The organism is Coprobacter tertius (assembly GCF_024330105.1).
GTDB lineage: Bacteria > Bacteroidota > Bacteroidia > Bacteroidales > Coprobacteraceae > Coprobacter > Coprobacter tertius.
In genome coordinates this window covers 52,106-74,988 of sequence record NZ_JANDHW010000012.1, presented here as the reverse complement: position 1 = coordinate 74,988, position 22,883 = coordinate 52,106, and the positions used below count along the sequence as shown (strand labels likewise).

Sequence of the window (22,883 nt, the reverse complement as noted above, 5' to 3'; positions counted from 1 at the left end):
TCAACGTTTGCTATACATTTGTTCGTAATACTTTTGATAATCTCCGCTGGCTACTTCATTTACCCAATCCTGATTCTCAAGATACCAGCGAATCGTTTTTTCAATCCCTTCGGAAAATGGCGTTTCGGGATACCAACCGAGTTCACGGGCAATCTTAGAAGGATCGATGGCATACCTCATATCGTGTCCTAAGCGGTCTCCTACATAAGAAATAAGATCATAATTTATTGTATTTATATCGGTTTTAAGCACCTTTCGATATTCGGGACACTCTTTCATAAGACGAACAATCGTATCTATTGTAAGCTTCACGATATTTATATTCTGTTCTTCATTAAATCCTCCGATATTATATACCTCACCTATTCTTCCTTTATTCAATACCAAATCTATCGCTTTGGCATGATCTTCTACATATAACCAGTCGCGTACATTATCGCCTTTCCCATAGACGGGTAGCTTGCGGCCTTCCAGTATATTCTTTATTATCAGCGGTATAAGTTTCTCGGGGAAATGATATGGACCGTAATTATTTGAGCAACGGGTAATATTTACCGGCATCCTGAATGTTTCGTGATAAGCTCGTACAAACAAATCGGCGCTCGTTTTAGATGCCGAATAAGGAGATCGGGGATCGAGAGGGGTTTCCTCGGTAAAATAACGCATCCCGTAGGTTTGTATATTTTTTCTCCCTTTCACTATATTTTTTACCCGTTCGTCGGTAATGGTCAACGGTTGCGGCTGATCAAAATCTTTATTCAACGAACCATATACTTCATCGGTAGAAACCTGCAGAAATTTTTTACCGTCGCGATAGGTAGGATATCCATTTGCATCTTTCCCCGTCATCCAAGCTTTACGTGCACAATCGAGCATATTTTGCGTACCCAGAATATTGGTCTGCAAAAACAATTGCGGATCGGTTATACTGCGATCTACGTGCGATTCGGCCGCAAAATTTACTACAAAATCGATATCGGTGTCCGAAAAAAGTTGTGCGACCAATTCGGCATTTGCAATATCTCCCTTCACAAATTTTACCCGGGGGTCTTCCAGTTCTTTTTTGATCGTACCCAAATTCCCGGCATAAGTAAGTTTATCTAATACAATTACCCTCAGATCTTTGTCATATTTTTTCAGAATATATTTCAGGAAATTAGCTCCAATAAAACCGGCAGCACCGGTAACCAGATATGTTTTCATATAAGTGCGTTCCTTTAATTTTGCGCAATTTACAAACATTTTTTCAAACCCACTTGTTTTACGGCCTAAAATATACCCCTGCATAATGGCGGTTTTTTCGCCGATTAATTTCGTATATTTGCAGCCGAATGAAAAATAAACTTTATGATATCTGTCGACGGACTCACTGTTGAATTCGGAGGAACAACCCTCTTTCAAGACATTTCTTTTGTTATCAATGAAAAAGACCGGATCGCTCTCATGGGAAAGAACGGAGCCGGGAAGTCGACTCTTCTTAAAATATTGGCCGGCGTACGCTCGGCTACCCGAGGAACAATTTCTATACCTAAAGATCAGGTCGTAGCTTATCTGCCCCAGCATTTAATGACCGATAATACCCGTACGGTTTTCGAAGAAACAGCCCAAGCCTTTGCACACCTTTTCGAAATGGAAAAGAAAATCGACCGATTAAATGAAGAATTGGCCTCCCGCACCGATTATGAATCGGAGGGGTATTATGCTTTGATCGAAGAAGTTTCGGCATTGAGTGAAAAATTTTATGCCATCGATGCAACCAATTACCAAGAAGATGTAGAAAAAATACTGATCGGACTCGGTTTCAGTCGAAACGATTTCAACCGGCCGACCTCTGATTTCAGCGGAGGCTGGCGGATGCGTATCGAACTGGCCAAACTTTTGTTACAGAAACCCGATGTATTATTACTCGACGAGCCGACCAACCACCTCGATATAGAATCGATTCAATGGCTCGAAGATTTTCTGATAAATAGCGCTAAAGCGGTTATTGTTATTTCTCATGACAGAGCCTTCGTTGACAATATAACCACACGTACTATCGAAGTAACGATGGGCCGTATTTACGATTATAAAGTAAACTATTCGAAATATCTCGAATTGAGAAAAGAACGACGGGAACAACAACAAAAGGCATACGAAGACCAGCAAAAAATGATTGCTGACAACAAGGAGTTCATCGAAAGATTTAAAGGCACTTACTCTAAAACTCTTCAAGTACAATCGCGGGTAAAAATGCTCGAAAAACTCGAAATTATCGAAGTCGACGAAGAAGATAATTCAGCGTTAAGACTTCGTTTCCCACCTTCTCCCCGTTCGGGTAATTATCCGGTAATAGCAGATAGAGTATCTAAAAAATACGATGACAAACAGGTATTCTCCAATGCGACTTTTACGATCGAAAGAGGTGATAAAGTAGCATTTGTTGGGAAAAACGGGGAAGGAAAATCGACTTTGGTCAAATGTATTATGAACGAAATCGGATACGATGGCGATCTTACCCTGGGACATAATGTACAAATCGGATACTTTGCTCAAAACCAAGCCTCGCTTCTCGATGAAAATCTTACGGTATTTCAAACTATAGACGACGTAGCCAAAGGAGATATACGGACTAAAATAAGAGATATATTAGGGGCATTCATGTTTGGAGGCGAAAATTCGACAAAAAAAGTAAAAGTTCTTTCGGGTGGCGAACGCACCCGTCTTGCAATGATTAAATTATTGCTCGAACCGGTAAACCTGCTTATTCTCGACGAGCCGACCAATCATCTCGATTTAAAAACCAAAGACATCTTGAAAACCGCCTTACAGGAATTCGACGGTACTTTGATCGTGGTTTCCCACGACCGGGATTTCCTCGACGGACTGGTCAGCAAAGTTTATGAATTCGGGAACGGACACGTAAAAGAACACTTATGTGGTATTTACGAATTTCTTGAAAAGAAAAAACTCGACAATTTGAGGGAACTCGAACGAAAAAAATAATTCCAGAAAGAATATTCCGGATATTGAAGCAAATTACAATGGAACAGATCGAAATAATATTGCCCCGTTTTGAAAGAGGGTGTCACCTGATAACAAACCTTATCGAACAATATTTACCCGCTTTACCCCAAACCGGATTACTAAATCTATTTATACAACATACATCCTGCGGTATTACAATTAACGAGAATGCCGATCCTACCGTACGTCACGACTTGGAACAGGCATTAAATCGTATTATTCCCGAAGATACGACATATTATACGCATACTCTCGAAGGAAAAGACGATATGCCGGCTCATATAAAAAATTCACTTATTGGTTGCTCTCTGACAATACCGATAAGACATGGGCGACTCGCTTTGGGAACCTGGCAAGGAATTTATCTCTGTGAATTCCGCAATGCGGGTGGTCACCGTCATATTATCGCTACAATTTATATCTGAAACTTCAATTTATAACACGATGAAAACAGTATATACTATCTTTTTTTCTCCTACACATACCTCCCAAATTATAGCCGACGTTATTGCCGAATCGCTGGAAGCAGAAAACGAAATACAAATAGATCTTACCCATGGGATTCCCGAGAATAAAGAAAAAATTAACGGAGGTTGGGCTGTTATCGCTTTTCCGGTATATGGCGGACGAATTGCCGAAACCGCTGTCGAACGTTTTAAACAAATACGAGCCAATGGTACTAAAGCGATTATATGCGTAGTTTACGGTAATCGGGACTACGACGATGCCCTTGTAGAATTACAGGATTTGGCGACTGCACAAGGATTTATTCCTGTTACGGCAGGAGCATTCATCGGAGAACATTCCTATAGCCGCCCCGGACGTGGCATTGCCGAAAACCGGCCTGATAAAAACGATATCGATATTGCATTTTCATTTGGAGAAAAATCAGCTAAAAAAATGACGGAATTACAGGATATACCTCCAGTATTACTAATAAAAGGACAAAGACCTTATAAAGAAAAAGGTCCTAAAACACCTCAAGCGCCCATTACTAATGAAGCATTATGTACTCAATGCGGACATTGCATCGACTTATGCCCAACCTATGCCATTTCTTTAGGAGATGCATTGGTCACTGACGCTAACACCTGTATAAAATGTTGTGCTTGTGTAAAAGAATGTCCTAATGAAGCAAGAATATTCGAAACGCCTTATACCGATTTACTGCATAGCAAATGCAATGAAAGACGTGAACCGGAATTATTTTATGCACAATAATAAAAACTTGTTTCTTTTAATAATAAATCTATTCCCTAATAGAAATATTTATTAAATCTCATGCTGATTTTTGTCAAATTATCATGAATTTTCATTCCTATAAATTCTACATAATTCCCCCAATATACTCCCCTTAATATACCCATTCCAATAATTTAGGTAAAATATAAAAAAAGCCGGAAGAGATCCGGCTTTTGTTTTTTGAAAAGAAATCGCTCACGCGAGCCCTTTCCCACTAAGAGTATTTATTGTTTGAGATCGTGTCTCCCTGAGGGGTTAATATATATATCTATTATACAATAAATATTTTAAATCAAATAATATCGCCATTAATTTAACAATTATATATATAATTATATATTAACAAAACAAATATACGACATTAAAAAATTATATACAACAATTCAATATATTTCTATTAAAATTTATGATTCTATCCTAAGAAAATCTATTTATAAACCGGTTTAGCCAATAAGTTAAATAATATTTATAAATTTAAGCATTTATAAAATAGAAAAATATAGTGGTATAAATGGTACTCGTCATATTATCTGTTGAATGAACAATACCTATAATTTCTTCGTTTAAACAAAATAATATGACCCTATTATTACTTAACCGGGATAAAAAAAAATACAATTATGAACCTTCTTTGGTATATTCTTATTGGTATTGTTGCCGGCTTCATTGCCGGACAGGTTATGCGTGGCGGAGGATTCGGCCTAATACTCAATCTTGTTATCGGTATTGTAGGAGGTATTATCGGCGGGTGGATTTTCGGATTGTTCGGTATTGCAACGTCAAGTATTATCGGAAATCTAATAACTGCGACAGTTGGGGCTATTTTATTACTTTGGATATTCTCCTTCGCAAATAAACGTAAATCGTCGTAAAAACAAAAAAAATAAAACACATAACATCCACATTCTGCAAATTATATATATAACGATAGTAAACCATTATCAAGGCTTTCTCTATCGTTTTCTCATTTAATAAAACGACTGTCGTTAAAAAATAAAATAGAAAAAAGCAGCTTTATCGTAACAATAACTTACATTTGTAGAATAATCATGTTACATATTAAATGGAAAAACACATGAAAAAGTTGTCTTTAACTCTTTGTATTTTATTTTGTTGTGGAATCTTGTTTGCTCAAGAAATGACGGTTGCGACCTATAACCTCAGAAATGCCAATCGTGGCGATTCGATCGCCGGAAACGGTTGGGGGCAACGCTATCCTGTAATCGCACGGTTGATTCAATTTCAGGGATTCGATATTTTCGGGACTCAAGAAGGGAAATACCATCAGTTGCAGGATTTGAAAAACGCATTGCCCGGCTATGACTATATCGGTATAGGACGCGACGATGGGAAAAAAGCAGGGGAACATTCCGCTATATTTTACCGAACAGATCGTTTCGAAGTTCTCGATCATGGAGACTTCTGGCTTTCGACACAAACCGACAAACCGAACAAAGGCTGGGATGCTGTTTTACCCCGTATTTGTTCCTGGGGAGAATTTAAAGATAAAAAATCCGGCTTTCGGTTCTTGTTTTTCAACTTGCACATGGATCATGTAGGAGTTATCGCCAGAAGTGAAAGTGCAAAACTCATTCTTCAAAAGATCAGAGAGCACAAACCCAAACTTCCGGCAATTCTTACCGGCGATTTTAATGTCGACCAAAATAGCGACAGTTATAAAGTATTGAACGACTCGGGGATTATGAAAGATTCATACGAAAAAGCCGACTTTATTTATGCGACAAATGGGACTTTCAACGATTTCAAAACCGATGCAAAAACCGATGAACGAATCGACCACATATTTCTGACTCCCGAATTCGAAGTAAAAAAATATGGCATTCTTACCGATACTTACCGTTCACCGTCAAATGAGCCACAAAAAAAGATGAAATCAGGAAATTTTCCTAAAGAAGTTTCTTTAGAATCGTATGTGGCCCGTACCCCATCGGACCACTTCCCGGTAATGGTCATCGTAAATTACGATAAAAAATAAGCATCACACAAAACATAAATTCCTGATTCTTATATCAAAAAATATCAGAATCAGGAATTTATAATTTCATATAATCAAGGATTATACAAGTCGGGATTACTAAAATTAAGGATTTCCATTACCGCCTTGTGAGCCTCACCGGCAGGACTATCGGGATTTATCTCTACCGCAGAAAGATAATAATGAATAGCATTTTTCCAATCAGCCTGTTTTCTGCAAATATTTCCCAAAAGATAATAGGCTTCATCATCCTCTACATTCTCCTTCAAATAGGCAGTTAACTGATCTTTAGCTTTTCCCAGCTTTCCTGAAACGACTAGTTCTTTAATTTCTTTTCTCAATCGATCGACCATAACTACGATTTTCTACAAATGTACATTTTTATAACAAGTATTGTGCAATATTATCATTTTAAAGAGATAAAATAATTACTTATTTTTGCTACAGTAAAATTCAACTCTAAATAATTTATCATATTATGAAAGTTAAAGCCATCTTTTTCGATATAGACGGAACTCTGGTAAGTTTCGACACCCACAAGATACAGCCATCAACTATTCAGGCAATAAAAGAAGTCAGAAAAAAAGGAATAAAAACATTTATAGCTACTGGTCGTCCGCTGAACTTGATCGGAGAATTACCCGGATTGGAATTTGACGGCTATATTACGTTAAATGGCGCCTATTGCGAAACTGATAAACAAACAGAAATATATAAAAATCCGATTCCTAAAAATGATTTGAATAAAGCTATCGAATATCTCGAAACAGACAATAACCCGTTTGCTTGCGCATTTATGACAAAAAATGAAATCGTTGTTAACCGTATCGACGAGAAAGTACGTACGTTATCAGAAATGGTAAATACCCCTTTACCCATCCTTACGCCTCTTGAAATGATAAAACATAAAGAAGTACTGCAAATAAATATCTTTGTAAACGAAGAAAAAGAAAAATATCTAATGGAAACTGTTTTTACCCATTGTGTAGCCAGCCGCTGGAACCCTCTCTTTGCCGACGTGAACTCACGTGAAAATAGCAAACAGACAGGCATCGACAAAATCTTGACATATTACGGACTCGAACTTTCCGAGACCATGGCTTTCGGAGACGGAGGCAACGATATTCCTATGCTGAAACATGTTGCAACAGGAATAGCCATGGGTAATGCCGGAGAAAAAGTAAAAGAAGCTGCCGATTACATTACTACTACAGTCGACGATAATGGTATTTATAATGCTTTAAAGTATTTTTCAATTATCTGAATTATATAAAATGCAGACGAGGATTATTCTAAGTATCCCCGTCTGCTTTTCATTTCAGTTCCGAATTAAAAAACGGCTCTGTCTATTTTTATCCCACCCGCCCAGCCTTCTTTACCTAAAACAAAAAACCTATTAAAAACCGATACTATTATCTTATTTAGCATCTACTACTCGAGCAATAGTCTGCACATGTTTTTAATGCATCAATCCTTTATATTTTTTCATCCAATTTATTTTCCTCCCTGAAACCAATCACCCTGTTTTTCAGTCTTTTATCATTCTTACATAAATTAATCGTCAAACAAACAGATAAATAATGTAAATTTCCATAACTGTACCATCGCCTTTGTCGTACCCAACTTACATATCTTTTATATCTGAAACCATCGCAAAGAATACGCACTTTTCGGAAAAGAGCATCGATTTTTTCAACATCAGGAAGAATACATTTATCTTCTCCTCTTATTACGTCGGGAGAACATATATTTAATTCATACTCCAAATACCCACTTTTCCGGTTATAAGTAATTTTTTTTAATACAATACTTGGTCCGGTATATTTATCGGGCAAACCGGTATCGAAAACAGGAATTGCCAAATTTTCCTGTAATATTCTTACTATTTTCTGAATGATAATTTTCATGAATCAATATATCTCAATTTTTTTTTTAAAACATCTCCAAACATTCTCGTTCGAAAATCATATCGACAAAAATACAGAACCGAAAAAAGCATTTTATGCGATAATTATATTATAGTAAAATATCTATTTTTTTTAATTCTCTTTGATTTCTGAGATTTTACACGTTCCTTTGTACTTGTTAAAAACAGGAAAGTAACGTGTTACAACGACTTAAAAAATGGATGCTTCCCCTCGCGATGATTACGGGAGCAATATTTTACCGGTATGTCGAGCTTCTTTCGCCCCTCACACCTTACCTTATATTCTCGATGCTACTGATAACTTACTGTAAGTTATCGCTGCGCAACATGAACATATCGCCATTACATGCGTGGCTATTAGGTATACAAATATTCGGAAGCCTGATTGTATACGGAATACTGTATTTCCTCGACCCTCTTGTCGCACAGGGAACATTTATCTGCATAATCTGCCCTACCGCAACAGCAGCAGCAGTGATAACCGGTATGCTGGGAGGAGATATCGCTTGCCTGGCCACATACAGTTTATTAAGCAATATGGCTGTAGCTATAACCTCTCCGGTCATTTTCTCTTTTTTGGGAACACATGGCAGTTTACCTTTTCTCGATTCATTTTGGATCATACTGAAACAGATGGTACCCCTACTCATCCTTCCCTTTGTATGCGCAATCGCTTTACAAAGATTTTTCCCGAAAATACATTCTCTATTACAAAACCGGCAAAGCATCTCTTTTTATATGTGGGCAGTAGCGCTTACAATAGTTATGGGTCGTACCGTATCTTTTATCGTGAAACAAGGTAGCGGAGATTATAAAGAAGAATTGCTCATCGCTTTATTCGCTCTCATCGTATGCGTATTACAATTTATTATCGGGAAATATATCGGGAGTAAATATTACAATACCATTGCCGGAGGACAAGGGTTGGGGCAAAAAAATACCGTATTGGCGATTTGGATGGCACTTACTTACCTGAATCCCCTCGCTTCGATAGGCCCTGCATCTTATGTTGTTTGGCAAAATTCTATAAATTCGGCTCAACTTTGGTTTAAAGAAAAACGAGACAGAAAAACAAAAGCATAAGTTTCATCGATATGAAAATTTTACTCGACGTACATACACATACCTTAGCAAGCGGACATGCATTCAGCACCTTGCAAGAAATGGTCTGTGCAGCTGCAGAGAAACAATTAAAAATACTCGGTATTACCGAGCATTCACCGGGAATACCGGGAAGTTGTGATCCGATATATTTCAGAAATCTCCATATAGTACCGCGTCAAATGTACGGTGTATCCCTACTTTTAGGAGCAGAACTTAATATCACCGATACAAAAGGGAATATCGATATGGATGAAACTTACCTTTCGATGCTCGATATCAGAATAGCCGGTATTCATTCATTATGTTTTACCCCCGGTACTATCGACGAAAATACTTCAGGAATGATTACCGCTATTAGTAATCCATATATCGACATCATCAGTCACCCTGGTGACGGAGCTGCCCCTCTCCTTTTCGAACCGATCGTACAAGCAGCTAAAAAATACGACACCCTGCTCGAAATAAACAACAGCTCGCTCGATCCTCGACGAAAAAAGAAAATGCACGCAACAATAATTTAACTATACTCGAATTATGTAAAAAATATGAAGTACCCGTAATTTTAGGCAGTGACGCACATATATCTTTCGATATTGCCCGATACGATAATATCTACGAGCTACTTTCCATCACTCGATTTCCTGAAAAACTAATTATAAACGATAAACCCGAATATTTTCTTTCAAGATTAAAAAAGGAACTAAATAACATTACGATAAAAGGCCGATAAATCTTGACAATTTACCGGCCTTTTATCGTAAAATCAAAAAATACGGTTAGTCGACATATTTACCCAGATATATAATCGTAGGGAAATGGTCACTGTAACCATTGAGGTAAACACCCCCAGCATGAGTACGCAAAGGATAACCTTTATATTTCCCTTCCTGTTGCTTCAGAAAATCACGATTAAAAACCTCAGCCTTCAAGAATTTCAGCGTAGAACGATCTTTACCGATTAAATTAGCCGATATAATAATTTGGTCGAAAAGGTTCCATCGCCCCTGATAAGCTAAAGATCCGATTCCCCGGTCGAATATCGGCCACATCGTATTAAAATACCCTCCCGGTTTCACATCTTCTTGTTTTTTCTTCGCCCCTAATACGACCCGGCAACTGGTATTATCGGGATCATCGTTCAGGTCACCCATAATAACTACTTTAGAATTCGGATCAACCATTAATAAAGAATCGGCAATATGTTTGGTCAACGCAGCCGCCGCTTCCCGTTTTGGACGTGATTTAAGTTCTCCACCTAAGCGAGATGGCCAGTGGTTTACAATAAAATGCATTCTTTCACCTGCAAGTTTACCCGTCACAACCAACTGGTCACGTGTGCGCATAGCTGTATCGGCCGGATATACCAAGCGTTTGCTTTCGCTTCCCTCAAGAGTAAAAAGATCGGCATTATATATAAGACCTACATCGATACCCCGGCGATCGGGAGAATCGTAATGTACGATTTTATAATTTCGATTCGCTAATTCTCCGGTCTTGATCAAATCTTCCATAACACCTTGATTCTCTATTTCGGAAACACCGATCACCGCCGGGCCATTAGGACAATAGTCGGTAGCCAACTGACTGATGGCATATGAAAGATTTTTCAATTTATTATGATATTTCATCGAACCCCATTTCATCGAACCTTGCGGAGTAAATTCAAAATCATTCACCTGCGGCTGATGTATGGTATCGAACAAATTTTCAAGATTATAAAATGCAATCGAATAAACGGCGAGTTTCCTGTTATTTTGCGTATCCTTCTTTCCTTTCGCAAATAATGCAAAAGAACAAAAAAGGGCAATAACCATAAACAGACTGAATTTTTTCATAAGTTGTAAGTTTAGTTTGCAATTTTATCAAATTTCCTTCATACCGATAAAACAGTGAATTACAAAAATCCGAAAAAAAAATGAAATATACACGACGTTTGTATGAAATTTCAGAAAAAATCAGTTGCTTTGTTTCCGAATAGATAAATATCAACAAATTACAAATTGAAAGTATCCCCTAAAAACCTTTGTAAGTGTATAATTACCCTTTATTTTATATCAAAAAAAACGAAAAATTCACATTGCAATTAAAAATAATAAGTTTGTAATATGAATAATCAAAAAAAATGTATTATTTTGCCTATCTTATTTCCTTATAACCGATAATTTTATAACTATATAACTAACAACCTAAATATAAACTAAACCTTTTAATTTATGAGTCGAAATTTATGGCTGTTTATAATGTTCTTCTTAAGCGCCTCTGTCTTCGGGCAAGGAACTTTACGGGGAATAGTTATAGACTTAGGGACAAGTGATCCGATCGAAGGAGCAAATGTCTCGCTTAAAAATAAGCACATTTCGGTTACTACATCGAGCGACGGCGTATTTATTTTTAAAAATCTCAAATCGGGAACGTCGGAACTCACTATTACGGCCCCAGGCTATCAAACTTTCACTGAAAAAGTGATCATAGCTAAAGGCGGCGAACAAAATCTGGGCAACATAGCTCTGGTAAAATCGCCTGTCGCTCCCGGGAAAAAGACAGCTGACGATGTATTGGTTTTCGACGAATCGGCACTTGACGATGATGACGGAGCCTCTACTCAATCGACCTCTTATCTTTCAGGTGCTTCCGATGACGTTTATTTAAATGCTGCCGGTTATACATTCAGCCCGATGCGTTTTAATATACGCGGATACAACCAATCGGATAACAGTACCTATATAAATGGAATCAACTTTAATGACCAGGAACGCGGTCGATTCAATTATTCGAGTATCGGAGGACTCAACGACGCCTTTAGAAATAAAGACGTAATAAATGGTCTTGAAATGCCCGCATTCGCATATGGAAGTATCGGAGGTGCAACCAACATTAATACCCGTGCCAGTGCATATGCGGCAGGGACAAAGGCAGGTGTCGCTTACACCAACCGTTCGTATAAAGTAAGAGCAATGGCTACCCACTCTACCGGCTTAATGGATAACGGATGGGCTTTTACCGCCTCGGCTGTTTTTCGTTGGGCTAACGAAGGAATTATCGAAGGAACATTTTATAATTCATGGGGATATTTCCTATCTGCAGAAAAAGTACTTAACGAGCGGCACCGCATTTCGCTTTCTACTTTCGGAGCACCGACAAAACGAGCACAATCATCAGCCATAACGCAGGAGATTGTCGACTTTCGATCTATTTATTATAACCCATACTGGGGATACCAAAACGGAAAAAAACGAAACTCTCGTATCGTTCACAGCTATGATCCTACCGCTGTGTTCAATTGGGATTTCAAGATCGACGAAAAATCGAATCTGAAAACCGGAGTCGGATTCCATTACAGTACTTATAGCAACTCTGCGTTAGCGTTTTATAATTCTCCCGATCCGCGTCCCGATTATTATCGGAATATGCCGAGTTTTTACTATGCTTCTGTAGAAGGTTTTCCCGGTAAAGAGAACTGGGATATGATAAACCAATTAACCGATATATGGGTAAACAATAATACAGATCATACCCAAATCAATTGGAACGACCTGTATCAGGCGAATTATATGCAAAATGAACTCGATCGGCAAAGCGGTAAAAAATCAAGTGCCCGATACATACAGGAACGTCGACATAACGATTTGATGGAAACTGCTCTGAATTCGGTATATACCAATCAACTCAAACGTGAACTGAGACTTACTATCGGACTTGAAGCCAAATACACCAAAGGGATGCATTATAAAACAATTGATGACATGCTGGGTGGACAACAATGGATCGATATCGACCAATTTTCGGAACGCGACTTCTCAGATAATAGAATGATTATACAAAATGACCTCAACCATCCCGACCGTATCGTGACTGAAGGCGACAAATTCGGTTACGACTATGATATGAATATCGTTAAGGCCAGTATATTTGCCGCTAACGAATGGAACTGGAGGTTATTCGACCTAAATTACGCGTTGCGGGGAACATTTACCACCTTCCAACGGTATGGTAATATGAGAAACGGACGAGCACCGGAAAACTCATATGGAGCCGGAAAATCCCATACTTACCTCGATCCTTCTCTAAAAATAGGAACCGTATATAAAATAAACGGTCGCAATCGTCTATCAATCAACGCTCTTGCCGAAATGAGAGCTCCTCTGGTTTACAATGCATATGTATCACCGAGGATAAAAGATACACCGGTAGATGGACTCAAACAGGAAAAAGTAATCTCGTACGATCTGAATTACAATTTCACTTTCTCACGCATTAGAGGTCGTATAACTGCATTCCAGACTCATGTATTCGATGGAGTGGAAACAACCGGATATTACCACGATGAATTCCATACTTTCATCAACCATACCCTTTCTGGCGTCGATAAAGTATTTAGAGGTGTAGAAGCCGGAGTATCGGTAAAACTGAACAATAGTTTTTCGGTTTCACTGGCAGGTACATTTGCCGATTACCGATATACCAGCAATGCTAACGGTGTGATGAGCGCCGAAAGCGGTGTAAACCTCAACCTGGCCGAACCGGTATTACCTACTAAGCCGGGAGAAATTGTCGACCTGAGGGAACCGGTATATACCAAAGATCTGAAAGTAAACAACGGACCTCAAGCCGTAGGAAGCATTACACTCGACTATTTCCATCCTAAAATGTGGTTTGCCGATATTACATTAACCTATTTCGGACGTAATTATCTTGATTTTTCTCCCTCCCACTTTACTAAAAGTAACTGGGACCTGTATGTTACTCCCGAACAAAAAGCGGTTTTAGGTACTCAGGAAAAACTGAAAGGCGGATGTATGCTGGATGCTTCAGTCGGAAAAGTGATTTACTTGAACAACCGGAAACAGTCACTCAACTTCAACCTGAGTTTAAGCAATATCCTCAACAATCGCGATCTGGTAACCGGCGGTTACCAACAGGGACGTATCAGTAAATTCGTCGATAAAGGAGTGGCCTCGATCAACAGCGTAACCAAGTATCCTAATAAATACTATTATGCATGGGGATTCAATATGTTCTTCAATGTTGGATATAAATTTTAAAATATAATAAAAGAAATTTTCTTAAGATGAAAAATATATTCAAAATATTCTCGATACAGGTTGTAATACTGGCTCTCTGCACGTCTTGTGCAAATGACGATTTCGACGCAATATTGCCCGAAATCGGCGTTCAGACAGAAGAGTGGCAACCTACAGTAACGATTAAAGAGTTACTGGAAATGGTAAAGACACAACCGGAGACCGATTATTATACCTTCGATACCATAAAAAGCGAAACTCCTGTGGTGATCGAGGGGATCGTATCGTCTGAAGACATTGGCGGTAATGTTTATAAATACATTGTCGTGCAAGATCCGGTAAACTATTATGCGATAAAAATATCATTCGACAGCGGTGGTCTGTCTTCATATTATCCGTTAGGGCAAAAAGTTGCTGTAAAATGTAATGGACTCGTATTGGGGCGGTATGCCGATATGTTGCAATTAGGCACGACAAATTTCAACTCAGATCCTGATAAAACAATGTACGAACCGGGACGCATCCCCTTGCCTTTGGCCGATAAATACATTAAACGCATTGGGTTACCCGATAAGAATAACGTCGTCGTACGCGAAATGACAATCCCCGAAATCAGAGCCGGAGGTCCCGAGCTTCACAGCCAGCTCGTAAAAATTAAAGATGTACGTTTCACCGGACAAGGCGCCGATTATAACAAACCGGCTACAATACCCGATAGCGAAAAGATTTTTGCTCCGAGTACCGGTGGCGTAGGTTATCCGCAATCACGAGTTATAAGAGATAAACAAGGAAACTGGATATTCGTTTCTACCAGTGAATATGCTAAATTCGCCAAAAAGAAATTACCCCCATATAATCAATACGGGAACGTAACGGCACTCATATCCTGGTACAAGAAGAAACCGAGTAGCGATCCCGAAGCCTGCTTTTGGCAATTGACAGTACGGTCGCTCGACGATCTGGAAGGTTTTACAATCGAATAAAAATAATACAAACATAACCCTAAAATAAATTAATTATGAAAAGAATGAAGTATTTAGCATGGATGTTTGCCGCTGCATTATTAGTAGGAACAACTGCTTGTAGCGACGACCCGAAAGAAGAACCGGGTGGTGGTAACGGAGGTGGTTCGATTATCAACCCCGAAGGAAATATAATGTACGAAAAATCATTTAAATCGGATCTCGCTCCTTTTACCGAAATTAGTATTAAAGGAGATACCGTATGGACCGCCGACTCGAGATACGGTGCCGTTCTGGCCAGTTCGGTAAATACGAAAATTAAAGATGAAAACGATAAATATATCATCAATTATTACGAAAACGAAGATTATTTGCTTTCTCCGGAATTTGACCTGACCAACGAAAACCAAGTCTATCTTTCTTTCCGTCACGCTTTCAATTACGGAAAACCCGAACAGATATTCGTGCAGATATCTAAAAATTGTACCGGTAGCGATGCTGCCGCTATAGCTGCTGCAACCTGGACTGACCTCGAAGTAGCTAAACCCTCCGGAAATAACTTCACCTATATTTCTTCGGGCGATGTAGATCTTTCTGCTTACAAAGGAGAGAAAATACGTATCCTTTTTAAATTTACGAGTCAAGCCCAATCGGGTTTATGCGGAACATGGGAAGTCGACAACTTTAAACTTACCCGCGTTCTTACCGGTTCGAGCCTCGATTTTACATCGGCAGACAAAGCGACTGTAGAACCGGGAGCTGCCGTAAATATCAAAGTTTCGACCAATCTTACGAACGGAACGACACTCGAAGTTCTTGAACTTCCTACCTGGCTTACTTTCACCGATAACGGCAATGGGTCGGGTACTATAACCGGAACGGCTCCCAGTATTACCGAAGATCAAAATTTTACGTTCATGGTTATCGCTACCAATAATCTGACGACACAGAACATGGATTTCGTTCTCACAGTTAAAGTCCCGGCCCAAACCGGTGAAGAAATGTTCACTTTGAATGCTGGCCTGGAAAAGTGGACAGGATCTACCATCGATAATTGGACGATAAATCCCAACAGCGCCGGTACCGTTACCCAAGAAAGCACCATTAAACATAGCGGTTCTTATTCCGCAAAAATGGCGCATGACGCTACCACCAAAGGTAATGTTGAGATTAAAGCTGATGCCATCAGCATTGCCGATGCGGGAACTTATATCTACTCTTTCTATTATTATGTAGATGATGCAACAACCAATGAAAGCGGATTGAGACATTGGGCGTTTATAAACAAATCCGACGGATCTAAACCCGATAAAGGAAGTGCATTAGAAACAACTCAAACCCAAATTAACTATAACGGAGACAGCAATGGCTATTCTTCGACGCAAACAAAAGGATCTTGGATTAAAGAAGAAGTAGAATTTAATGTTACCGAACCTTGCCAGATTGTACCGATGGCACGAATTTATAAAGGTACTACTGTTTACGTAGACGACTTCAGCCTAAAAAAAGTTATAAAATAAAACCTAACAAAAAAGGCTGTTCTTTAGGAGAGCAGCCTTTTTAGCCTTTTTATAAATGAACAAAGCAAAAAACCGAAATATACGGCAGTACGGCTTAAGTCTGATGCTGATTTTCATCTCTTTTACGCTTTATGCCCAACGGGAATATTACCCCGATGAAATGCAAGGAAAGAATAAAGGAGAACTGAAAACAATACTGTACAATAAATTAAGAAACCATGTGCGTATACAGTACGGGTCTAACTTTAGTTATCCGAACAACCCTACTTTAACGACATGGGTCGTATTTCATCACAGCGACGTACGTCCCGACGGTAAAGTATGGGATATGTACTCCAACAAATCCTATTTTTTCAATTCGAAACCCGGAGGCAGTACTTCGGGAATGAATATCGAACACAGTGCTCCCAAAAGTTGGTGGGGAGAAGGTACCGATTCTAAAGACTTTCAATACGACGCCTCTTTCGATTTACATCATTTGGTACCGTCCGACGGTAATGCCAATATGGCAAAAAGCAACTATCCTCTCGGAGAAGTTATTAACAATATTATATTCGATAACGGAGTAAGCAAAGTCGGCCAAGCGGTTATCGCCGGTCGTGGGATGTCGGCTTTCGAACCGGCCGACGAATATAAAGGCGATTTCGCCCGCATGTATATGTATATCGCCACATGTTATCAAAATTATAAATGGAAAAGCTACGGCACAAATATTTTTGAAGACGGAGTGTATCCTACACTCACTTCTTTCGGAAAAGAGTTATTATTGAAATGGCACCGACAAGACCCGGTAAGCCAGAAAGAGATCGACCGAAATAACGCTGTTTATGAATTTCAGAAAAACAGAAATCCGTTTATCGACTATCCCGAACTCGCAGAATATATTTGGGGTAACAAAACCTCAGAAGGATTCGAGTTCCCTGTTGCCACTATAACCAATTATAAACAGAATGATATAATCGTCATTCCTGCAACAAAAACCACCGGCAGTATCGAAATCTCTCTAAAGGGTGATAGTTTCGGTAACGACGTTACGTTGTCTACATCATCGCCTTTTGAAATAAACAAAACCCGATTATCAGCCGAAGATCTTAACAAAGGAGTGAAAATTACGATTCGGTTTAATCCGGGAACCGACGATAATACAGGATTTTACAGCGGTAAATTGCGAATCGAAGGAGATGACTTGGCCAAAGATTTTACACTACAATTATATAGCGTATTAGTACCTGCCGAAATAAACCGGATACAGCCTGTAGGACTAAAAACGACTTATAAAACTACCGATCAACCGGTCGAACTGAAACTAAACAAAAATGTAAATAATTGTATTTGGACAAGTGAAAAAGGAATTATTTCTGAAAACGGAACATTCTTTTTCAATCCCTCATCAGCCGGTAAAGGAATACATATAATTAAGTATCGCTCGGCAGATTATAGTGGAAATATCCGTATTGTAGTCGAATAAAATTAAACGCAATCATTATATATGAAGAAATCATTTGTAAAATTATTTTTGTTTGTCGTACCGATTTTTCTTTTTACAATAATATCGTGTAATGATAACAAAAATTCGAATAACGGTACAGAACCTCCTGTATTTACCGATGACAATACACCACGTATAGAAGGATGGAAAAGCAATACGGTATATATGAATGCCAAAACCGGAGATATATCATCGATGGAAATAGGTAGAGATGCCGCCGGTAACGAAACCGGTGAAAATTTGACCCGGACTTACGAATTCTCGAACCTCAACAACAATTCCGATTTTTTCAGGGCAAGCGCCAAAGGAGACTTTTCAAAACAAGGGTCATTATCGGAAGGTTATATAGCTATCCGAGAAAGCGGAGGTGAAACCGATTATCTGATCGCTCAAAAAACGACTATCGAAAAGACGGCTAACGGACAAATATGGCTCTTGTTTTCATTTAAAGACCATGATGATATACGTATCGTAACAGAATCTTTGTAATTAAGAGATACCGATCTTTAAATTCCGGGAAAAGACACAACGTAGTTTCCCGGAATTTTTGTTTTTATATATAAAACTATTCAATTAATCCACCATGAACATTCTGCCGATTTGAACTGTATTATAAGAATAATTAAACCGAAATGATTATGAGCACAAACAAAATTCTCGAACTTTTAGGCAACGAGGCTCAATATTACCTCGAGCACATTTGTAAAACTATAGATAAGAGTCTTATCCATATTCCCTCTCCCGAAACTATAGATAAAATCTGGATACCGAGCGATCGGAATATCCCGACTCTTTCGAATCTGCAGCGTTTATTAAACCATGGTCGACTGGCCGGAACCGGATATGTTTCGATCTTGCCCGTCGATCAGGGTATCGAACACACTGCCGGTGCATCTTTTGCTCCAAATTCACTGTATTTCGATCCTGAAAATATCGTCAAACTCGCAATTGAAGGGGGTTGCAACGGTGTCGCTTCTACTTTCGGAGTATTAGGCTCGGTCGCCAGAAAATATGCACATAAAATTCCTTTTATCGTTAAGCTCAATCACAACGAATTACTCTCTTATCCGAATACCTATAATCAAATCATGTTCGGAACCGTAAAAGAAGCCTGGAATATGGGAGCTATAGCTGTAGGAGCCACTATTTATTTTGGTTCGGAAGAAAGCCGAAGACAAATTATCGAAGTATCCGAAGCTTTCGAATATGCCCATGAACTGGGAATGGCAACAATACTTTGGTGTTATCTGAGAAATTCAAACTTTAAAAAAGACGGGGTAGATTATCATGCTGCAGCAGATCTTACCGGACAGGCAGATCATCTGGGAGCAACAATACAAGCCGATATCGTAAAGCAAAAATTGCCTGTAAATAACGGCGGATTTACAGCAATCAAGTTCGGAAAAACCGATAAACGTATGTACGATACGCTGACGACAGATCATCCTATCGATATGTGTCGGTATCAGATAGCCAATAGTTATATGGGACGCGTGGGATTGATAAACTCGGGAGGTGAATCGAACGGAATATCCGATCTCAAAGACGCTGTAATTACTGCTATCGTAAACAAACGAGCCGGAGGTATGGGACTTATCAGCGGACGAAAAGCTTTTCAAAAGCCCATGAATGAAGGGGTCGAACTGCTGAATGCTATTCAAGATGTTTATCTGAATCCGGAAATTACAATCGCTTAGTCGGTACTATACTTTTTTATAGTGATAGAATAGTTATAAAATCCATATATATAGGTATTTCTTTTACCAGGCAGAGAAAATAACTTTGTAAAAAACAAAATAACAATGGAGAAAATAGGTATATTTTATGGAAGCACTACGGGAACTACCAAAGATATTGCTTCCAGAATCGGCAAAGTTCTCGGTGTATCTGCCAGAGACATACATGATGTAGGAAATGCAGATGTTAACACGGTAGATAATTATGATTGCCTGCTTTTAGGCTCCTCTACCTGGGGAAGCGGTGATTTACAGGATGACTGGTATGACTTCATCGAGAAATTAAAAAAGAAAGACCTCACCGGGAAAAGAATAGGATTTTTCGGTTGTGGTGATGCTGACTCATATCCCGACACTTTCTGTGATGCATTAAGAGTTCTATACGATGATCTGCAATCTTCAGGCTGCATTTTTATCGGATCGTATAAACCCGAAGATTATTATGTCACAGATTCTCTTATCAATAAAGATGGAGAATTTGTCGGCCTTGCAATCGATGAAGTAAACGAAAGCGATAAGACCGATACTCGGATAAAAAGTTGGACCGAACTTATTAAAGCCGAAAGCAAATGAGTATAGAAGACTTTGACCGGTTCCGGGATATGAAGCTTTTCCTGCATCATATCTACGAATTTAAAAAGGGGATCAGAAATCTGATTCTTTGTACCATGAACCGTTCCTGCGCGAAAGTATTTATCAACCGGTTAAGACAACAGGAGATCGATTTTCTCGTACAAGAAGTAAGAGATGACAAAGTAAACCTTTTTTTCGGAAAACCGGCTTGTCTCGACGCTTTGCAAACCTTTATCGATAAACCGCTTAACCGGCTTACCCCCGAAGAAGATTTCATGCTGGGAATTATGCTCGGATATGATATTACATTACAGTGTGAACGATTCTGTAACCGTAGGAAAGACAAAATAATGTCGGAAGAGCTGATAGGTTGATATTTTTAGATCAAATGACCGGATTATCCATATCCGGCCATTTTACCGTTTTATGTTACAAATACTTCTAAATTATATTGGGGTTGATTCAGTTATACTAAAAAATCAAGTATTATCTGGATACTATCGAACCGGAAGCCAGCCATACTTCCGGTTCTTAGTTTTTTTTAATCCTTTCTTAAAAATTACATATAAGGGATCATGGTAATATAAATACCGGTAATAATCGCAGAAGTAATGACTCCTGAAATATTTGCGCCTAAAGCATCTCCCAAAATAAAAGAATCTGGATTATCTTTACTAACCAGTTTCTGAGCTACTTTGGCAGTGGTAGGTACACAACTTACAGCCGCAATTCCAATAACGGGATTATAATTCCCTTTTTTAATAAAATACATAATATAGCCACCCAATATACCTCCGATGCCTGATAATAATAACGCTGTAATACCCAATACCAGTAATTTCAGTATTTTAGGATCGAGCAGTAAATGAGCATCGCATAATACACCCAATAATAAACCAAGCATAAAAGTAGAACCGTACAACAAGGGGCCGCTCACAAAATCATAAATATGTTTCATCCCAGACTCTCGTACTGCAACTCCCAGAAACAAAGAAAAGAACAAAGGCGATGCGACCGGGAAAAGGAAACAGAGAACGGCACACAATATAACGGCAAAAGCCAGTTTTACTTTGGCATTATAATTTTTAGCCGGTTTCTTCTGTACCATTTTTATAGCCCGTAACTTTTTAGGGACCATAAGTTTTACAAGATAAGGATAACCTCCGTATGTAAGTCCGAGATATAAATAAGCGACAACAGTTATGGGTACGAATAAATGTTTTGCCAACATCAGCGACGTAAATAATACCATCGGGCCATCGGCACCTCCTACCATTGCAATCGAAGCGCTTTCTTTAAGGTCGAGACCAAAAAAAGAAGCGATAGGTAATGTAAGAAAAGTACCAAGTTCGGCACACAAAGCTAAAAATAAGCTTGCAAACGGTTTCTGAAGTAAAAAACTTACATCGAGTAGTGTGCCTATTCCCATAAAAACAAAACAGGCAATAAGTCCATTACTGAACGTAAGAGTATAAACCGGCTGAAGGAAATCAATTTGCATCGTATTCATCAATTCATCGGTATCGGATAACATAGGATCGAGAAATAAATTGCTCAAACCGCCATCAGGCATAAACAAAGTTCCGCAGTTTATGGCAACCATGCCCAATCCCATCGGTATCATTACCATCGGTTCCAAAATTCCCTTCCAACCCAAATACACCAACAAACCTCCCAAGGCGATAAGAAAAATACGTGCTGAAGCTAATACCCAACCACCCGCAGCCATAGTACCTACACCCTGAAACAAATTAAAGAAATCTATATTTTCCATACTGTTTTCTATCATTTTTTATTTTCGGAAGAATTATTCTCATTATCCCGTTTTTCCTGTAATCTTATCATTTGTTCTCGTTTTCGCAGATACATTAATTGAGTATCTTCGGAATAATAATAATCGATCAGGTCTAATTTCGATTGACCATGGCTTACACCATGATAATAACCGGCTGGACGTACCTCTGATAGGTCTTTATTAATACCCCGGCTAAACTCTACCCGTTTATCACCATACCGGTAATTCTTAATTGCCTCATGTTCGAGCAACCGAGCTACTTTCTGATGCAGTTTACGTACTCGTTTCAATCTCAGCAACTCTTCCTGATGCGTATTGTAAAAATCGAGGGAATCAGCCCACGACGCAATTCCTTTTATCACGGCAGCAACAAAAAAGCCGATAATAAAAGTAAGTCCCATCATCTCTAATGTGGACATTAATAAGTTTAACATGATAATTGATTTTTAAGTATTTATATATTAAGATAAATAAATATCATATTGAATACTTGCATATTAACAGTAACCGAT

General features: G+C 38.7%; 21 protein-coding genes and 1 pseudogene. 16 read left to right on the top strand and 6 right to left on the bottom strand.

Annotated features, from left to right (window positions below; all coding sequences use genetic code 11):
• Positions 1–1,203, bottom strand: coding sequence for a dTDP-glucose 4,6-dehydratase (locus NMU02_RS11290; RefSeq protein WP_255028017.1), 1,203 nt, complete (start codon positions 1,201–1,203; stop codon positions 1–3).
• Positions 1,204–1,347: 144 nt separating this feature from the next.
• Here NMU02_RS11290 and NMU02_RS11285 point away from each other — a divergent pair, with 144 nt between their 5' ends.
• The 5 genes from NMU02_RS11285 (at position 1,348) to NMU02_RS11265 (ending at position 6,244) form a co-directional block, all read left to right on the top strand.
• Positions 1,348–2,985 carry an ABC-F family ATP-binding cassette domain-containing protein gene (locus NMU02_RS11285; RefSeq protein ID WP_255028016.1) on the top strand — a complete coding sequence of 546 codons (1,638 nt, stop codon included), beginning with the start codon at positions 1,348–1,350 and terminating at the stop codon, positions 2,983–2,985.
• A gap of 38 nt (positions 2,986–3,023) precedes the next feature.
• Positions 3,024–3,431, top strand: coding sequence for a secondary thiamine-phosphate synthase enzyme YjbQ (locus NMU02_RS11280; RefSeq protein WP_255028014.1), 408 nt, complete (start codon positions 3,024–3,026; stop codon positions 3,429–3,431).
• A 19-nt stretch (positions 3,432–3,450) separates the two neighbouring features.
• Positions 3,451–4,227: a 4Fe-4S binding protein gene (locus tag NMU02_RS11275; RefSeq protein ID WP_255028013.1), complete on the top strand. Its 777-nt coding sequence runs from the start codon at positions 3,451–3,453 to the stop codon at positions 4,225–4,227.
• A 641-nt stretch (positions 4,228–4,868) separates the two neighbouring features.
• Positions 4,869–5,120, top strand: a complete 252-nt coding sequence (locus NMU02_RS11270) for a GlsB/YeaQ/YmgE family stress response membrane protein (protein WP_255028012.1) — start codon at positions 4,869–4,871, stop codon at positions 5,118–5,120.
• Between the two features lie 203 nt (positions 5,121–5,323).
• Entirely contained in the window at positions 5,324–6,244 is a 921-nt protein-coding gene (locus tag NMU02_RS11265) for an endonuclease/exonuclease/phosphatase family protein (protein WP_255028011.1), read from the top strand.
• Between the two features lie 74 nt (positions 6,245–6,318).
• Here the strand turns inward: NMU02_RS11265 and NMU02_RS11260 are convergent, their stop codons facing one another.
• Positions 6,319–6,597: a tetratricopeptide repeat protein gene (locus NMU02_RS11260; RefSeq protein ID WP_255028010.1), complete on the bottom strand. Its 279-nt coding sequence runs from the start codon at positions 6,595–6,597 to the stop codon at positions 6,319–6,321.
• A gap of 125 nt (positions 6,598–6,722) precedes the next feature.
• Between NMU02_RS11260 and NMU02_RS11255 the strand changes: the two genes are divergently transcribed.
• Positions 6,723–7,508: a Cof-type HAD-IIB family hydrolase gene (locus tag NMU02_RS11255; protein WP_255028009.1), complete on the top strand. Its 786-nt coding sequence runs from the start codon at positions 6,723–6,725 to the stop codon at positions 7,506–7,508.
• A gap of 211 nt (positions 7,509–7,719) precedes the next feature.
• On the opposite strand, the gene NMU02_RS11250 is transcribed toward NMU02_RS11255, so the two are convergent.
• Positions 7,720–8,151 (bottom strand): hypothetical protein, encoded by a 432-nt coding sequence (locus NMU02_RS11250; protein ID WP_255028008.1) that lies wholly within the window; start codon positions 8,149–8,151, stop codon positions 7,720–7,722.
• 197 nt (positions 8,152–8,348) lie between these two features.
• Here NMU02_RS11250 and NMU02_RS11245 point away from each other — a divergent pair, with 197 nt between their 5' ends.
• Both NMU02_RS11245 and NMU02_RS11240 read left to right on the top strand, forming a co-directional pair.
• Positions 8,349–9,254 (top strand): bile acid:sodium symporter family protein, encoded by a 906-nt coding sequence (locus NMU02_RS11245; protein WP_255028007.1) that lies wholly within the window; start codon positions 8,349–8,351, stop codon positions 9,252–9,254.
• Between the two features lie 11 nt (positions 9,255–9,265).
• Positions 9,266–10,005, top strand: a pseudogene (locus NMU02_RS11240) (phosphatase).
• Positions 10,006–10,051: 46 nt separating this feature from the next.
• On the opposite strand, the gene NMU02_RS11235 reads toward NMU02_RS11240, so the two are convergent.
• The gene (locus NMU02_RS11235; protein ID WP_255028006.1) at positions 10,052–11,110 is read right to left on the bottom strand and encodes an endonuclease/exonuclease/phosphatase family protein; all 1,059 of its coding nucleotides are present in this window, start codon (positions 11,108–11,110) and stop codon (positions 10,052–10,054) included.
• Positions 11,111–11,488: 378 nt separating this feature from the next.
• Here NMU02_RS11235 and NMU02_RS11230 point away from each other — a divergent pair, with 378 nt between their 5' ends.
• The 8 genes from NMU02_RS11230 to NMU02_RS11195 all read left to right on the top strand — a co-directional run bounded on the left by NMU02_RS11230 (position 11,489) and on the right by NMU02_RS11195 (position 20,950).
• Entirely contained in the window at positions 11,489–14,317 is a 2,829-nt protein-coding gene (locus tag NMU02_RS11230) for a TonB-dependent receptor (RefSeq protein ID WP_255028005.1), read from the top strand.
• Between the two features lie 26 nt (positions 14,318–14,343).
• Complete coding sequence (locus tag NMU02_RS11225; protein ID WP_255028004.1) at positions 14,344–15,279, top strand: DUF5689 domain-containing protein; 936 nt, start codon at positions 14,344–14,346, stop codon at positions 15,277–15,279.
• Between the two features lie 35 nt (positions 15,280–15,314).
• Entirely contained in the window at positions 15,315–16,778 is a 1,464-nt protein-coding gene (locus NMU02_RS11220; RefSeq protein WP_255028003.1) for a choice-of-anchor J domain-containing protein, read from the top strand.
• Positions 16,779–16,833: 55 nt separating this feature from the next.
• Positions 16,834–18,246, top strand: coding sequence for an endonuclease I family protein (locus NMU02_RS11215; protein WP_255028002.1), 1,413 nt, complete (start codon positions 16,834–16,836; stop codon positions 18,244–18,246).
• Positions 18,247–18,267: 21 nt separating this feature from the next.
• Positions 18,268–18,756, top strand: coding sequence for a hypothetical protein (locus tag NMU02_RS11210; RefSeq protein ID WP_255028000.1), 489 nt, complete (start codon positions 18,268–18,270; stop codon positions 18,754–18,756).
• Between the two features lie 149 nt (positions 18,757–18,905).
• On the top strand, positions 18,906–19,964 hold the full coding sequence (locus NMU02_RS11205; RefSeq protein ID WP_255027999.1) for a class I fructose-bisphosphate aldolase: 1,059 nt from the start codon (positions 18,906–18,908) through the stop codon (positions 19,962–19,964).
• 105 nt (positions 19,965–20,069) lie between these two features.
• Positions 20,070–20,576, top strand: coding sequence for a flavodoxin (locus NMU02_RS11200; protein WP_255027998.1), 507 nt, complete (start codon positions 20,070–20,072; stop codon positions 20,574–20,576).
• The gene (locus NMU02_RS11195; RefSeq protein ID WP_255027997.1) at positions 20,573–20,950 is read left to right on the top strand and encodes a DUF2023 family protein; all 378 of its coding nucleotides are present in this window, start codon (positions 20,573–20,575) and stop codon (positions 20,948–20,950) included. The genes NMU02_RS11200 and NMU02_RS11195 overlap by 4 nt, the downstream gene beginning before the upstream one ends.
• 185 nt (positions 20,951–21,135) lie before the next feature.
• Here NMU02_RS11195 and NMU02_RS11190 read toward each other — a convergent pair whose 3' ends face one another.
• On the bottom strand, positions 21,136–22,350 hold the full coding sequence (locus NMU02_RS11190; protein ID WP_255027996.1) for a sodium ion-translocating decarboxylase subunit beta: 1,215 nt from the start codon (positions 22,348–22,350) through the stop codon (positions 21,136–21,138).
• Between the two features lie 11 nt (positions 22,351–22,361).
• A complete protein-coding gene (locus NMU02_RS11185) occupies positions 22,362–22,805 on the bottom strand; it encodes a LapA family protein (RefSeq protein ID WP_255027995.1) in 444 nt (147 codons plus the stop codon).
• Positions 22,806–22,883 lie beyond the last annotated feature (78 nt).

Coding starts and splice junctions, on each gene's coding strand:
- NMU02_RS11290 (WP_255028017.1), bottom strand. CDS start 1,203: ATGAAAACATATCTGGTTACCGGTGCTGCCGGTTTTATTGGAGCTAAT.
- NMU02_RS11285 (WP_255028016.1), top strand. CDS start 1,348: ATGATATCTGTCGACGGACTCACTGTTGAATTCGGAGGAACAACCCTC.
- NMU02_RS11280 (WP_255028014.1), top strand. CDS start 3,024: ATGGAACAGATCGAAATAATATTGCCCCGTTTTGAAAGAGGGTGTCAC.
- NMU02_RS11275 (WP_255028013.1), top strand. CDS start 3,451: ATGAAAACAGTATATACTATCTTTTTTTCTCCTACACATACCTCCCAA.
- NMU02_RS11270 (WP_255028012.1), top strand. CDS start 4,869: ATGAACCTTCTTTGGTATATTCTTATTGGTATTGTTGCCGGCTTCATT.
- NMU02_RS11265 (WP_255028011.1), top strand. CDS start 5,324: ATGAAAAAGTTGTCTTTAACTCTTTGTATTTTATTTTGTTGTGGAATC.
- NMU02_RS11260 (WP_255028010.1), bottom strand. CDS start 6,597: ATGGTCGATCGATTGAGAAAAGAAATTAAAGAACTAGTCGTTTCAGGA.
- NMU02_RS11255 (WP_255028009.1), top strand. CDS start 6,723: ATGAAAGTTAAAGCCATCTTTTTCGATATAGACGGAACTCTGGTAAGT.
- NMU02_RS11250 (WP_255028008.1), bottom strand. CDS start 8,151: ATGAAAATTATCATTCAGAAAATAGTAAGAATATTACAGGAAAATTTG.
- NMU02_RS11235 (WP_255028006.1), bottom strand. CDS start 11,110: ATGAAAAAATTCAGTCTGTTTATGGTTATTGCCCTTTTTTGTTCTTTT.
- NMU02_RS11230 (WP_255028005.1), top strand. CDS start 11,489: ATGAGTCGAAATTTATGGCTGTTTATAATGTTCTTCTTAAGCGCCTCT.
- NMU02_RS11225 (WP_255028004.1), top strand. CDS start 14,344: ATGAAAAATATATTCAAAATATTCTCGATACAGGTTGTAATACTGGCT.
- NMU02_RS11220 (WP_255028003.1), top strand. CDS start 15,315: ATGAAAAGAATGAAGTATTTAGCATGGATGTTTGCCGCTGCATTATTA.
- NMU02_RS11215 (WP_255028002.1), top strand. CDS start 16,834: ATGAACAAAGCAAAAAACCGAAATATACGGCAGTACGGCTTAAGTCTG.
- NMU02_RS11210 (WP_255028000.1), top strand. CDS start 18,268: ATGAAGAAATCATTTGTAAAATTATTTTTGTTTGTCGTACCGATTTTT.
- NMU02_RS11205 (WP_255027999.1), top strand. CDS start 18,906: ATGAGCACAAACAAAATTCTCGAACTTTTAGGCAACGAGGCTCAATAT.
- NMU02_RS11200 (WP_255027998.1), top strand. CDS start 20,070: ATGGAGAAAATAGGTATATTTTATGGAAGCACTACGGGAACTACCAAA.
- NMU02_RS11195 (WP_255027997.1), top strand. CDS start 20,573: ATGAGTATAGAAGACTTTGACCGGTTCCGGGATATGAAGCTTTTCCTG.
- NMU02_RS11190 (WP_255027996.1), bottom strand. CDS start 22,350: ATGGAAAATATAGATTTCTTTAATTTGTTTCAGGGTGTAGGTACTATG.
- NMU02_RS11185 (WP_255027995.1), bottom strand. CDS start 22,805: ATGTTAAACTTATTAATGTCCACATTAGAGATGATGGGACTTACTTTT.